A 12546-nucleotide genomic window follows, 5' to 3' on the forward strand; every position below is an offset into this window, starting at 1 on the left:
ATAGCCGTATATTTGATTTGAGAAAATCATGATATACGGCCATTTGCGATGCGTACCGTAAAGGTGCGCATATTTTTATAGTTCGGGCTTACAGTTGTTCCTGTAACAGTAAATTCTCCACCACTGAGTTTATTATCCGGATCATCCCAATCCCATACTGATATTTGGTTCTCGGATGTATCATAAATAGTTACGTAGCTTACTTTATAAGTTCCAGATTCTGAGTTTGATTGTATTGGTATACTTCCCTCGTACATTCCTCTTGTAGGATTATAATTCATCGAAACATAAACTGATTTATTTGTTATTGGAGTTTTATAGTATAGACGTACCCTGCTTATCCCTACATCATCTGTCGCCTTCACACTCACCTTCACAGTATCATTTATTGTAGCCTTAGACTTGTCTACCTGAATACTCTCTAATGTAGGTTTTGTGATATCTGCTTCAGTTGTTCCTGTAACAGTAAATTCTCCACCACTGAGTTTATTATCCGGACCATCCCAATCCCATACTGATATTTGGTTCTCGGATGAATCATAAATAGTTACGTAATTTACTTTATAAGTTCCAGATTCTGAGTTTGATTGTATTGGTATACTTCCCTCGTACATTCCTGTTGTAGGATTATAATTCATCGAAACATACACTGATTTATTTGTTATTGGAGTTTTATAGTATAGACGTACCCTGCTTATCCCTACATCATCCGTAGCCTTCACACTCACCTTCACAGTATCTCCAACTGTTGCTTCAGTCTTATCTACCTGTATGCTTTCTAATGTAGGATTGGTTACATCGGCTACCGCCTTTACATTATTTATTTGCAATGTTCCTGTTAAAAGTATAAATACGATTAATGCTACAACGTTCTTCTTCACCCATGTATCCCCTTTAATTTATATATTTCTTACTGATATTATTAATGGTCGTTTCTCTTTCTCCTATTTAACTTTTATTTCCGAAGACTATTATCTTTTCATCTTATCAATTTCACAATCTTCTTTATGTATTAATGAATAACGAGGTAGATGAAAGCAACATAAATTACTCTTCAGTGCTTTCCCTTAGTCCATCTTTCCTAAGTTCTAAATTCCTATATTGTATCTCAATCATACTAACACCTCTTTTGATCTATCAAAAATCTCCTATGTTCTACATCGTTCATTATACCTGTTACTTTACGACTTGGAAATCATTGATTTTAATGTAAAAGATTCATATAAGAGCATCCCTCTCTAAACCTAGAAATCTATACATAAAGGATATATCTAATTAGGTATGTTGATTTAAAAAGAATTCATTTACGATATAAAAACCCGAATAACAGTATATTATTAATCGATCCATTATTCGGGTTAGATTTTATTTTTTTTACAATATGTAACAAATTCATTTATGACTGAAAAATCTCTATCCCAGCTTTTTTCATCTTCTTCATGGCTGATTTCTTCCATGATCTCACGGTATGTGGAGATACATGATGCTTTTTTGCAATGGTGTTAGTCTCTTGATCTTCAATAAATTGGAGTTTGAACCATAGAAGTTCACGTGGTGTAAGAATTGTGTCGAGTCTTTGGAGGATATCACAAGGGAAGTAGTTGTCTTGATGAGTTTCAAGTAATTGCTCCTTTATTTCATCTGTATAGACATGACGTGAATAGTGACGCTTTTTTGCTCGAATGTCTGATATTATTCGGCAGCGAATTTTTAATTCTGCATATGAAGGAAAGGCCCCCTTCTTTGGATCAAAGGAAATCGTCGCTTCATATAAGCCGATAAGCCCACTCTGAAACATTTCATCAAAGTCATTCTGACAATAAAGTTGTTTTATGATTTTTTTTATTAATGGTTCATACGCATTTGCCATTTCTTCAAATGAAGGTATCATCATTTTTCTATCCATGTATTCGCTCCAATAAGCGCGCGCTATTAAATTTACCGGTTACTAATAATTTATCAGATGTGTAATTAGTTGTGTGTCTTTTTCACCTCGATTCACATAATATTCACAAATTTTCTACACTTTTCGATATTTTTCGATTTCTCTCACCAAAATGAACTAGTTCTTGCGACTTATAATAGTGGGGTTATTGATTAAGCAAGAAATATTAATCAAAATAGGAGTCTACTCAAAAATCATGCTGCTCTTCTTTTACTCTGTGGGTAATAGACTCACAATAAACTTCTTATCTGAAAACTCGCAATGTAACGAATATAAAGCACCAACCACTCTTTCCTTTGATTTTTTCGCACAAGCATCCGTCAAATCAACAATACAAATACTCTCTTTCCCGGCATCACACGAACCTTGATATTTACCTTATACCCTTCCAATCCTTTTTAACAAATACTCGAACAATCATTGCCACATGATTAATCTCCTATAAAACAAATATTGTTCTTGTATTTAAGAGGTAAAGGTACTCTTATTAACAACAACTTCACACACTTGATTTTCAATATTTTTCGATCAAATTCGAGTGGCGACTAAACTATTAAAATTAATGACGTCCACTCACCATTTCTATCGACTACCTGCGATTTATAGAGTGAAGGAGGTGATCAACATGGCAAGTGCAGATACATTATCATCCGCTCTTACTTTAGTGCTTGATGGTGGGCTTGATGAGAAAGGAAAGCAAATCTTGAAAAAGAAAAGTTTTCGAAATGTTAAGGCAACAGCTTCTCAAGATGCGGTTTATGCTGTGGCACAAGCTCTCGCTCCACTCCAAACGCTCCCGTTAATCGACATCGAGCGTACGGACGTTGTCCAAATCCACGAGTAAAACTGATTTTATTAAGGAAAGGAGGTGAAGATCTTGAAAACTCTTCAACTTCAATTTGAAAATGTCCAAGGCGGCACGGCCACCGTTTCTTTAGACAACCCGGTTGAACCTGTAAATCCAGCAGCTATTCAGCTCGCGCAAAATGCCATTCTTACGCAAAACATTTTCAACTCCACTGGAGGCGATTATGTCAAAGTGAAAGGAGCTAAATTACTAGAACGTAATGTCACAGATATTGCATTAAGCTAAAGCAAAAGAGGGGTTTGCGGTCCCCTCTTTTCTTATGACTATTTGAAAAGGGAGGTCAAGCCGATGGATCAATGGATCGCTATGGCCAAGGATGTCGGTTTTCCCATCATGGTTACCTTATATTTACTTTACCGGATTGAAGGTAAGCTTGATGAACTCAACCGTTCCATTCGGCAGCTGCCGAATGCGATTGTCCAGACGTTGCCGAAGGATAAAGTGTCGTAAATAAAGCCCCATATCATCATTAGGAATCACGATGGTATGGGGCTATTTACTTTTCGATATAAGTATTTTCGGAAAAATTTGGGTGGTGACAGCACGCCAAACTATTCTTTATCCCATATATAAAGAGTAATATGTACTCATAAATAATTTTAAATAATTATTAAAACTAACTTCCGTTAATTGATGTGAATTTGACCACTCATAATATTTAATTTCACATTCTATAGCTTCTTCGATGATAATTTGAGCATTTATACTACTTAATTTCCCGTAGTTTCTTAATAATCCATAAACGATTCTTTCTGGTAACTTCATGTAGATGGTAGAATCACAAAGATTTTTATCTACATCTTTAAAATTTTTGGATTTTTCTTCGATAATTGATTGATCGTAATAGATGACATTCATTTTAACAAGTTGGTAATGATCTAACATTGTTTTAACTATCTTGGTTATAATCTTTCTTTCAATGCCATCACCATCGTAATTATTCCAGTGAATTTCTTTTTTAGCAATTACGGGTTTTAATCTTCAAATATGGGTAAAGAATAAATATTATTGGGTATAGATAGAGCCCCCATTAAATGTGGCCTGTCCTGATTTTTACCACTTTCATCATAGAATATAGATAAGTTGGCCATAAAATCCCTCTTTACATAGTTTAGTAAATAATGCATAATATAATTACAAATTATATAGTATATAACTATAACTCGTTGCGCCTTAGATCAGCGACGCGTTAATTCAACGTATGAGAGTATCTCGTGAAGCCATGACTTTTCGCGCGATACTCTTTTTTAATATATTATCACTCATAATGCACGTTAAATTAGAATTTTAACGTGAAATATCTATTAGTCACTAAATCTGATTTTGCTCTAAACAATCTTGTTTTTTTTAATTCAGGTTAACTTTAATTCTATAGAATTAACTACTCCCCTCCCAGTATGTGCTTTTTAAGAGTGGTAGGACGTCACACTATTGACCCAAAGCAGAATATTTGTGTTTCTTATTAAAAATCACATTTAATTTCGGCCTATTACCAGTGCCGCTTACAGTTAAAAGCAAATAAACCATCCTCATTGTGGATAACAGATACCACGTATATTCCGACAAATGAGGGCTGGTTGTATTTGGTGACTGTTATGGACTTGGTTCTCGTTAAGTAGTAAGGATTTTAATCAATTCCCTAAGCAGGCAAAGTGCTTAATCTTAAGTACTTTCTTCAATTTGAAGTTCTATAACATACTGACAATACTTTTCTACCTTTTGATCTAATTCTCCAAGAAAATGTTCCAATACTATGTCATGATTGATAAAAGGATGACGTATGAAAGTTTGATTCTGATAGTAAGAGAAACTACTCCATGGATATTCTTGAGGAAGGTTAACCATGTTCGCACGAACGGGGTTTAAGTGGATATAGCGGCTCACTTCAATCATTCCTGTTCTCGAATCGATCATCTTGTCATAGTATCGTTTCTCGTATACATGGCCTGTCAGATGGTAACGTGTATTGTAATAATTCGTATAGCGTTTGTTGATGAGTGACATGATTTTTGAAATGGGGTAATCTCGTGATCTTAACTGTAAATGAAAATGATTGGTCATTAAACAATAGGAGGCTAATTCAAAAGGGGTCTTTTCATATACTTTTCTAAGAATATACATGAAGGTCAGAAAGTCCGCAGCATCTTTGAATAGCGGATCTCTGCGATTTCCACGGCAGACAACATGGTAAAAATAGTTTGGTAGCCAAATGCGCTTTTTCCTTCCCATAATTTTACCTCACCTTGATATTATGTCTGTCGTTTGTTTTCTTCCCTCTTCTTAACGACATAGCTTCCCAAAGGGCTTCATTAGTGATCTTTTCATCGCCATTTAAATCGGCAATCGTTCTTGCTAATCTGTATATTTTTGTTTGAACACGGTTACTCCAGTGGTAGTGACTAAACCATTTTTGAACCATTTTTTGCTGCGTAATGGATATTGTTTGTAGGATGTGATCGATGGATATGGTGGCGTTATATCGATCTTTGCCATACCTCTGATATTGTCTTATTCGGCCCTCTATCACGCGATCACGAATGTCAGATGATCTTTCTCTCTTTTCTCTAGACTCTAAATCGAAAGAAACAGAAGTAAGATTTAATAGGATATCCATTCGATCGAGAACCGGTCCAGAAATTCGATTCTGATAAGCCTGAATTTGTTTCGGTGTACAGGTGCAATAGCGATCTCTTGCTCCTAGATAACCACAAGGACAAGGGTTCATGGCACCAATGAGAATGTATCTAGCGGGATAGGAAACGGTAGATGCTGCCCGGCTGATGGTCACCTTCCCTGATTCCATTGGCTGCCGAAGCATATCTAATGTTCGTTTCGGAAATTCAGCCATTTCATCTAGAAATAGGACACCCCGGTGAGCTAATGAAACTTCCCCAGGCTTGGGATTCGTTCCCCCACCTACCAAGGAAACAGCAGAAGAAGAGTGATGGGGCGATCTGAATGGCGGTTGATGAATAATTGGTAAGGATACTCCAGAAAGTTGATAGATACTCATGACCTCAAATTGATGATCTAGCGTTAATGGCGGTAATATAGAAGGAAACGTCTCCGACAAAAGACTCTTTCCACAACCAGGTGGGCCTATGAGAAGCACATTGTGACCACCAGCAGCGGCAATCTCTAATGCCCGTTTCGCTTTACTATGTCCAATAATATCTTGAAAGTCTTTTTGAAATGTAGGGGTTTGCTTAATAGCTAAATTTGAAGGTGAAACTTTGGGTTCCGTTTGAAGAGGTATAGAAAGCTGTCCAGAAAGTGTTTGCAGAAGTTCCGCTAATGAATGGACAAAATGAAGATCAATGTCTTCAATACTTGTCAAAGGCAAATCTGGAATAACAGGAAGATATAGTTGTTTAACCTTCTCTTTCTTAGCTGCAAGAACGGCGGGAAGCATGCCTTCTACTGGCTTAATGGTTCCATCGAGAGACAAAGCACCTAAAAACGCCGCATCATCAGGTATTTCATCTTGAAAATGATTAACCTCTTTCATCATTCCAATAGCCATTGCTAAATCAAAAATAGGGCTATTCTTCCTTTGCTCTGCGGGTGATAGATTCACAATCACTTTCTTATCTGGGAACTCACAATCTAATGAATATAGAGCGCCAACCACTCTTTCCTTTGATTCTTTCACACAAGCATCCGGCAAACCAACAATACAAACACTCTCTTTACCCGGCATCACTTGTACCTCGACCTTAACCTTATATCCTTCCAGACCTTTTAAACCAATACTCTGAACAATTGTTGTCACATGATACCCCTCCTATAAGAAACGAATGTATGTTCTTATTTTTATAATATAGGGCGCTTATAAACTTGTCAATAACTTTTTAATTTAATTTTCTATATTTTTCGACAAAATCGTGGTGACAGGCATGCAAAAATGAGATAATCCTGTTGAACCTGTGAATCCTGCAGTCATTCAAGCTGCACAAACTGCGATTCTGACGCAAAACATTTTCAACTCCTCAGGAGGCGATTATGTCAAAGTGAAAGGAGCTAAAATCGTGGAACGTAATGTCACGGATATTGTCTTAAGCTAAAGCATAAAGAGGGGTTTGCGGTCCCCTCTTTTATTATATTTAACCGATAAGGAGGCTAAAACGATGGATCAATGGATCGCTATGGCAAAGGATGTTGGTTTCCCCATCATGGTTACCCTATATTTGCTTTACCGAATTGAAGGGAAACTGGATGAACTCAACCGTTCCATTCAGCAGCTGCCGAATGCGATTGTCCAGACGTTGCCGAAGGATAAAGTGTCGTAAATAAAGCCCCATATCATCATTAGGAATCACGATGGTATGGGGCTATTTACTTTTCGATAAAAATAATTCTCGACAAAATTCGGGTGAGACTGGCACCCGAAACTGATGAAAAAAAAAAGTTCTACAGTCTACCAATTTGATAGACTGTAGGACTTTCTAGTGCAACCAGTTAGTGTTAGTTGTTAGAGTTAGCTATGAAATTGTGAGGAATATTTTTCTTGAACCTTCTCTACAGACATTCAAGAGCTTTGCCTTCAAATACCTTAGAAAACAAGCAATGTTCAGGTTTTGAGCCCATTAATAGGATTATAAATCAGGGGCGGCAGCAGACACAAAGAACCATTCCCTAGACATATTGTACTGGCTCAACATCTTCATTACTTGTTGAAGAATAACCCTTTTTTAATCGACCAACAATTGAAATATTAACTTTTAATTGTGGTTTTGCATAAGGGTTGATCTTCTCAATTTTCGCTTCATAAATATCTTTATTTCTGATAACATCAAACATAAATCCACTATAAAATGCCGGAATATATCCTAGCTTGTATCCTTTTTTACCCGATAATACAATTACTGCTTTGTTATCCTCGTCATTTAAAGGCTCTAACTCAAAAGTTACATGAGACTCTGCCTGTAATTGATTTTCTATTTTATCTCCTTCATAGTAACGCCAACCGGCAACAAAAAAATCAAAATGGAAATGGTCACCTAAAACACTAATAGGAGCTACAAACTCATATGGATCAGTAGCCAAGCGTCCACCTGTCGCGCGTAATAAGTCCATTTCTGTATAGTCTAGAGGCAGAGCAAAATCTTTTAAGATTTCTTTAAAGTCTGGCCTTCTTTTATCCGGTAATCTGCGTGCAAATGGTCCGAACAAGCGGTTAGAAACATATGACTTTTCTATATTACGAAATGACAAATGAGGCTGATATCCATTTTCCATCGCTTCAAATAAAGTTCGGCGCCTTCCACTCAACTCATAGGAAAAAGTATATTTTCCATCTTCATGAAATAAATTACCTACATGGTAGCGTTGTCTAGTCTCTTGATTTTGCCAAATTAACCATAAGACATAAGGTTTCTTTACCATTTAAACACTTCCTTTATACCAACTTAACAACCAGTTTTTACGATAAAACAGTAACTTTTTAACCCACATTTTATAAGTTAAACTCATAACTTCCTCTGGTATGGACTTCATTATTCCTTCGAGTAAATCCTCATCTATAATATTAAGTAAGTGCAATGCCTCTTGCACTTCTGTAGGATAATATTTTCTAATAACAGTCAACAAATCCAGATATCGTGGTTTCTTTTTATCTGGCAAGCCAATTAAAGAAAAACTACGGTTGCTAAAAGCCTTGAACATGTTTATATCTTTGAACATTAAATTAATTCTGTCTTCCTTTAATTGAAATCCTAATGATGCACCACTATCATAAATAGGTGCTAGTCGATAACCATCTCTCCCATATATTATACCCCAATTATCACAATGTCTATCCTGATTTCCGATAAATGCATCAAATACAGGGATTTTTATAAAGTCACGTTCAAGTTTAAATTCAGATAGAACTTTCATGATATTGAAGATATCATAATACTTTAGATTATAGCGATCAAAGTCATCAGCAACATTAAAAAAAAGGTCTCCACCTTCAAATAACTCTTCCTGCTTATCTATAAAATTTGCTGCTAAGATTGCTACTGTGTTATCTCTCTTTGCTAAATTTACATCCATAATAGAAAGCCCCATAGCTTTTCCTACTTCAGATGCAATTTTTTCTGCCCAGGCTTCTCCAGTATTTTCTTTAGGAATTTTAAACAGAAAACGCTGCTCTGTCTCAGGATGGATCAACCAATACTTCGCTCTAGTTCCTGAAACTTGCTTTCTTTCATCAATATTCCAATTCGTTACATCTATTAAGCCCATTTTTCCATCCTTTTTAAAGTTCTTAGCACTAATTATAATTAACCACCATTCAGTTGTCACTCATTTGATTTCGTTTCCTTTTATAATTATCACGTCAATACATAATATGATAACTTTTTGTATAAGATACTGAATATTGTCAACCAATAGGACCAGCTTTACCATTTGAGCCATCCATGCCAAGAAAATGAGCCACTACTGACAGAGAGTAAGCCACTATATCTATAGATAGCGGCTTAAGATTAATTATTTTTCTATTCCATTTCGCTCTCTCATTGATACTTTTCCATCTATTAAGATACTATAAGAATCGTGTACAATATGATCTAGTACCGCATCTGCTAATGTGTCTTCTCCTATTTTTTCATGCCAACCTCTAGGATCAAATTGTGAACAGAAAATTGTCGAACTATTAAGATGTCTCGATTTATAATTTCTAAAATCATGTGTTTCATTTCCTTTTAAAGGTGTTAGGAGCCATTCATCTAAAATAAGTAGATTGACATTCTTAAACAGCTTCATCACTTTTCGGAAGATACCTTCGTCTCTGGCAACAGCTAATTCATCAAGTAGATCGGGTAAACGAATATACTTTACTTTATAAATGACGAACTCCAATATCTTTTGATAATGGATATAAAAAAATACCTCCATATAAAAAATGGCACACTCTGAAGGTATACCTGTTAATTATACAAAGGTATAAAGCGGTAAACGCGTGACATTTACTGATATATTCCGTGTCATTCAGTGGTAAAAAGCATGTCAGAAGTGGTACATTTCAGTGGCCGTAATTATAAATTGCAATACACTCTAAGTCAATAATGTTTTAAATAATATTTCTATATTTTTCGACAAATTTTGGGTGGAGACAGGTACCACAAAGTTATGCCATCATTTTCATCTCCTTGTGGTTTAGGAATTATAGTGAAGGTTTGTGATAGTTTCTTCCATGGATATTCATGAGGATGAAACTTCCCCAGGCTTTGGGTTCGTCCCCCCGCCTATCAAGGATACGGCAGAAGAAGAGTGATGGGGCGATCTGAATGGCGGTTGATTAATAATTGGTAAAGATACTCCAGAAAGTTGATAGATACTCATGACCTCAAATTGATGATCTAGCGTTAATGGCGGTAATATAGAAGGAAACGTCTCCGACAAAAGACTCTTTCCGCATACAGGTGGACCTATAAGAAGCACATTGTGACCACCAGCCGCGGCAATCTCTAATATCCGTTTCGCATTACTATGTCCAATAATATCTTTAAAGTCTTTTTCAAATGTAGGGAGTTTGTTTAATAGCTAAATTTGAAGGTGAAACTTGGGGTTCCGTTTGAAGAGGTATAGAAAGCTGTCCAGAAAGTGTTTGCAGAAGTTCCGCTAATGAATGGACAAAATAAAGATCAATGCCTTCAATATACTTGTCAAAGGCAAATCCGGAATAACAGGCAAATATAGTCGTTTAACCTTCTCTTTCTTAGCTGCAAGAACAGCGGGAAGCATGCCTTCCACTGGCTTAATGGTTCCATCGAGAGACAAAGCACCTAAAAACGCTGCATCATCAGGTATTTTATCTTGAAAATGATTAACCTCTTTCATCATCCCAATCGCCATAGGCAATTCAAAAATAGGGCTATTCTTCCTATGCTCTGCGGGTGATAGATTCACAATCACCTTCTTATCTGGAAACTCACAATCTAAAGAATATAGAGCACCAACCACTCTTTCCTTTGATTCTTTCACACAAGCATCCGGCAAACCAACAATACAAACACTCTCTTTACCCGGCATCACTTGTACCTCGACCTTAACCTTATATCCTTCCAGACCTTTTAAACCAATACTCTGAACAATTGTTGTCACATGACACCCCTCCTATAAAAACAGATCGAATGTATGTTCTTGTTTTTATAATATAGGGCATTTATAACCTTGTCAATAACTTTTTAATTTAATTTTCTATATTTTCCGACAAAATTCGGGTGGTGACAGGCACGCAAAACTTACGGGAATCCCACCCGCTATATGTTACGATCTAGGCTCGGTCGCTCTGACAGGCACCCAAAACTTTTGATTAATTCAATCAAGGATTAATCTGCCAGCTTATCATTATGACAAGCATTCATATAAAAATAAAAGCCAAGACATATAGCACCATTGTCCTGACTCAAAATTATACTATTAAATTTTGTATAAACACTTTTTATTCCTCCATCTATGATGCACTTTCATATTACTTATCAAAGAATCTACTAAATTGCCTGATTTTCTGCCTCCAGAATCTTAATATCAACGGTAGATGGTTTTCTTATAACCACTGTTGCTATAATTGAAAGAATACATGAACCGATTAAGAACCAAAACGCTGCATTATAAGAGAACTTCGTGATGAGCATTCCCATTAATAAGGGTGATAGAAATCCTGCTGCCTGTGCTCCCATGTTAATGATCCCCATCGCTGATCCAATCACTCTTTTTGACATTAGCTTATGTGGTAAAGAAAAAGCAACAGTGAACGCAAAGCTTTTGAACACCATACATAGATTCATATAGATAATAGCTGCAACAATAGACTCTGATGTGAACATTAAATAAAGTGAAATCGCAGAAAGAACCATCCCCGCAGCAGCAAAATACTTCTCTCTATCAACAAAAAATTTGTCCAATATCCATCCATTAAAGAGCATCATAACACCTGTTGTGATTCCTGGCAATGCAGCAATAAATCCAGTGGAAAGTAAATTCATCCCCCGTACTTCTGACAAATAAGAAGGAATCCAAGAAGCCAAACCCCAGTTCACTATTCCTGCACCGAACCACATGATTGTTATTTTCCAAACCTCTGCATTAAGGAGCCATTCCTTATTTGGAACTTTGTGTAATATGATATGTTTTTCTTGCTTTTCATTTTGTGGTAAACGATAATATCGCCAATAAAAATAGAACATGACAACCCCGACAGCCCCTAGAACAATAAACATATTTCTCCACCCCATAATTACAAGCAATGGAGCAGCAACTAATGGAGCAAAAGCCATACCAAAGTAATTAGATGACATGAGTATGGCAGACGCATTAGGTCGCTCTTTATGCTCAAAGAAATCTGCAATGCCTTTTTGTGTAGCAGATGGATAGCCACCTTGACCAATCCCAAAAAGAACACGAACCAAAATTAATGAAATAAAGGACCATGCAAATCCTGTAGCAACTGTGAATACTGACCAGATAATCACTGACCATAAAATAATACTGCGTGAACCTAACTTATCGCTCAGCCATCCACCTGGAATTTGCATGATAGCATATGAAAAAAAGAAGCTACTCAATATCACACCTATTTCAGTAGCATTGAGACCAAATTCTGCTTTAATCGGTACTACTGCTACACTCATTACCATTCTATCAAGATAATCAACCAAAAAACCAACAAATAATAATACTAATATCGATTGTTTGCGATGTTTTTTCACATATGGACCAATCAATAAAATCAGCCTCCTATTTT

The 12546-nt window shown here is 36.2% G+C and carries 14 protein-coding genes and 2 pseudogenes; 5 read left to right on the top strand and 11 right to left on the bottom strand.

Annotated elements, in window-relative coordinates; translation table 11 throughout:
- Positions 1-26: 26 nt before the first annotated feature.
- Together FG390_RS03060 and FG390_RS03065 are read right to left on the bottom strand one after the other, a co-directional pair.
- On the bottom strand, positions 27-881 hold the full coding sequence (locus FG390_RS03060) for a hypothetical protein (protein ID WP_141189573.1): 855 nt from the start codon (positions 879-881) through the stop codon (positions 27-29).
- Positions 882-1396: 515 nt separating this feature from the next.
- Positions 1397-1906 (bottom strand): sigma-70 family RNA polymerase sigma factor, encoded by a 510-nt coding sequence (locus FG390_RS03065; protein WP_141189574.1) that lies wholly within the window; start codon positions 1904-1906, stop codon positions 1397-1399.
- A gap of 664 nt (positions 1907-2570) precedes the next feature.
- On the opposite strand from FG390_RS03065, the gene FG390_RS03070 reads away from it, so the two are divergent.
- From FG390_RS03070 to FG390_RS03080, 3 genes are all read left to right on the top strand, one after another.
- The gene (locus FG390_RS03070) at positions 2571-2789 is read left to right on the top strand and encodes a DUF1659 domain-containing protein (protein WP_141189575.1); all 219 of its coding nucleotides are present in this window, start codon (positions 2571-2573) and stop codon (positions 2787-2789) included.
- A 24-nt stretch (positions 2790-2813) separates the two neighbouring features.
- Entirely contained in the window at positions 2814-3038 is a 225-nt protein-coding gene (locus FG390_RS03075; RefSeq protein WP_309147167.1) for a DUF2922 domain-containing protein, read from the top strand.
- Between the two features lie 63 nt (positions 3039-3101).
- The gene (locus tag FG390_RS03080; protein ID WP_141189577.1) at positions 3102-3263 is read left to right on the top strand and encodes a YvrJ family protein; all 162 of its coding nucleotides are present in this window, start codon (positions 3102-3104) and stop codon (positions 3261-3263) included.
- 108 nt (positions 3264-3371) lie between these two features.
- Here FG390_RS03080 and FG390_RS03085 read toward each other — a convergent pair whose 3' ends face one another.
- The 3 genes from FG390_RS03085 to FG390_RS03095 form a co-directional block, all read right to left on the bottom strand.
- The gene (locus tag FG390_RS03085) at positions 3372-3698 is read right to left on the bottom strand and encodes a hypothetical protein (RefSeq protein ID WP_141189578.1); all 327 of its coding nucleotides are present in this window, start codon (positions 3696-3698) and stop codon (positions 3372-3374) included.
- Between the two features lie 777 nt (positions 3699-4475).
- Positions 4476-5042 (bottom strand): REP-associated tyrosine transposase, encoded by a 567-nt coding sequence (locus FG390_RS03090; RefSeq protein ID WP_141189579.1) that lies wholly within the window; start codon positions 5040-5042, stop codon positions 4476-4478.
- Between the two features lie 4 nt (positions 5043-5046).
- Positions 5047-6585, bottom strand: a complete 1539-nt coding sequence (locus FG390_RS03095) for a YifB family Mg chelatase-like AAA ATPase (protein ID WP_141189580.1) — start codon at positions 6583-6585, stop codon at positions 5047-5049.
- Positions 6586-6733: 148 nt separating this feature from the next.
- Between FG390_RS03095 and FG390_RS03100 the strand changes: the two are divergent.
- Together FG390_RS03100 and FG390_RS03105 are read left to right on the top strand one after the other, a co-directional pair.
- Positions 6734-6877: pseudogene (locus FG390_RS03100) on the top strand (DUF2922 domain-containing protein); the annotation flags it as partial.
- Between the two features lie 63 nt (positions 6878-6940).
- Entirely contained in the window at positions 6941-7102 is a 162-nt protein-coding gene (locus FG390_RS03105; protein ID WP_141189582.1) for a YvrJ family protein, read from the top strand.
- Positions 7103-7448: 346 nt separating this feature from the next.
- Here the strand turns inward: FG390_RS03105 and FG390_RS03110 are convergent, their stop codons facing one another.
- The 6 genes and pseudogenes from FG390_RS03110 to FG390_RS03130 form a co-directional block, all read right to left on the bottom strand.
- Positions 7449-8198: an HIRAN domain-containing protein gene (locus FG390_RS03110; protein WP_141189583.1), complete on the bottom strand. Its 750-nt coding sequence runs from the start codon at positions 8196-8198 to the stop codon at positions 7449-7451.
- Entirely contained in the window at positions 8199-9101 is a 903-nt protein-coding gene (locus tag FG390_RS03115; protein ID WP_246092812.1) for a HipA domain-containing protein, read from the bottom strand.
- A gap of 186 nt (positions 9102-9287) precedes the next feature.
- Positions 9288-9644: pseudogene (locus tag FG390_RS03120) on the bottom strand (ATP-binding protein); the annotation flags it as partial.
- A 357-nt stretch (positions 9645-10001) separates the two neighbouring features.
- The gene (locus tag FG390_RS16010; RefSeq protein WP_258311559.1) at positions 10002-10301 is read right to left on the bottom strand and encodes an ATP-binding protein; all 300 of its coding nucleotides are present in this window, start codon (positions 10299-10301) and stop codon (positions 10002-10004) included.
- Between the two features lie 120 nt (positions 10302-10421).
- Positions 10422-10904, bottom strand: coding sequence for a magnesium chelatase domain-containing protein (locus FG390_RS16015; protein ID WP_258311547.1), 483 nt, complete (start codon positions 10902-10904; stop codon positions 10422-10424).
- A gap of 389 nt (positions 10905-11293) precedes the next feature.
- Positions 11294-12526, bottom strand: coding sequence for an MFS transporter (locus FG390_RS03130; protein ID WP_141189585.1), 1233 nt, complete (start codon positions 12524-12526; stop codon positions 11294-11296).
- Positions 12527-12546 lie beyond the last annotated feature (20 nt).

It is taken from the genome of Terrilactibacillus laevilacticus (genome assembly GCF_006517395.1).
Classification (GTDB): Bacteria; Bacillota; Bacilli; order Bacillales; family Sporolactobacillaceae; genus Terrilactibacillus; species Terrilactibacillus laevilacticus.

Bases quoted from the DNA above. Each gene is read 5' to 3' on its own strand.
- FG390_RS03065 (WP_141189574.1), bottom strand. From the start codon at position 1,906: ATGGATAGAAAAATGATGATACCTTCATTTGAAGAAATGGCAAATGCG.
- FG390_RS03090 (WP_141189579.1), bottom strand. From the start codon at position 5,042: ATGGGAAGGAAAAAGCGCATTTGGCTACCAAACTATTTTTACCATGTT.
- FG390_RS03080 (WP_141189577.1), top strand. From the start codon at position 3,102: ATGGATCAATGGATCGCTATGGCCAAGGATGTCGGTTTTCCCATCATG.
- FG390_RS03105 (WP_141189582.1), top strand. From the start codon at position 6,941: ATGGATCAATGGATCGCTATGGCAAAGGATGTTGGTTTCCCCATCATG.
- FG390_RS03070 (WP_141189575.1), top strand. From the start codon at position 2,571: ATGGCAAGTGCAGATACATTATCATCCGCTCTTACTTTAGTGCTTGAT.
- FG390_RS03085 (WP_141189578.1), bottom strand. From the start codon at position 3,698: ATGTTAGATCATTACCAACTTGTTAAAATGAATGTCATCTATTACGAT.
- FG390_RS03110 (WP_141189583.1), bottom strand. From the start codon at position 8,198: ATGGTAAAGAAACCTTATGTCTTATGGTTAATTTGGCAAAATCAAGAG.